Consider the following 821-nt stretch of genomic DNA (forward strand, 5'->3'; position numbering starts at 1 on the left):
GAGACGGCCTGCTGGGTGATCGACAGGTCTGCGGCGGCGTCCTGGAACTGGCCGGTGTCCACGACGGCGACGAACGTGCGCACAGCATCGAGATCCACACCGACCGACCTTAGTGCACAACTAACGGTTGTGCGACTTCGTTCGGCTGGTTGTTTGACCTGCCTACTAGCTGCGCGTTTTGATCTCTCATGTCAACGGGTGGTTGTTTCCTAGAGATGGCGGGTGCGCGTTGGGAAGGTCGCTGGGGCGGCAGTTCAGGTGGTTCTGGGCCGCGTATGCGGTCAGCACGTTCGGCACACGGCTGGCGTTCGACGCGTTCACCCTGATCGCGATTCTCGCTCTGGACGCAGGGCCTACCGAGGTGTCCGTTCTGGCCGCCGCGGGGCTCGCGGTCGGGGCGGTGGTCGCGCTGCCGCTCGGGCCGTGGGTGGAGTTCCGGCGCAAACGGCCGGTGATGATCGCGATGGACCTGATCCGGTTCGCGGCGCTGATGAGCGTGCCCGCCGCCTACGTGCTCGGCTGGCTGAGCTTCGCTCAGCTCCTGGTTGTGGCGGTCGTTGTCGGCGCGGCCGACATCGCCTTCACCGCTGCGAGCGGAGCATGTCTGAAGGCGCTCGTCCGGCCCGAGGACCTGCTCGTTGCGAACGGGCGGTTCGAGGCCACGACCTGGACCGCCACCGCGCTCGGGCCGCCGCTCGGCACCGCCGCGCTCGGGCTGCTGGGTCCGGTGACGAGCGTGGCGGCCAACGCGGTCAGCTTCCTCCTCTCGGCCGCGGGGATCCGCGCCATCGGCGGGCGGGAGCCACGTCCCGCGCGAACCG

2 protein-coding genes are annotated in these 821 nt (G+C 68.9%); one reads left to right on the plus strand and one right to left on the minus strand.

The genetic code is table 11. From position 1 onward, the window contains the following. Positions 1 to 98, minus strand: a 98-nt coding sequence (locus EJK15_RS69705) for a LysR family transcriptional regulator (RefSeq protein WP_138720982.1), incomplete at its 3' end; no start/stop codon positions are given. Positions 99 to 229: 131 nt separating this feature from the next. Here EJK15_RS69705 and EJK15_RS69710 point away from each other — a divergent pair. Continuing rightward, positions 230 to 821: MFS transporter (locus EJK15_RS69710; RefSeq protein ID WP_138720983.1), on the plus strand; the 592-nt coding region annotated here is incomplete at its 3' end.

The organism is Nonomuraea basaltis (assembly GCF_005893125.1).
GTDB lineage: Bacteria > Actinomycetota > Actinomycetes > Streptosporangiales > Streptosporangiaceae > Nonomuraea > Nonomuraea basaltis.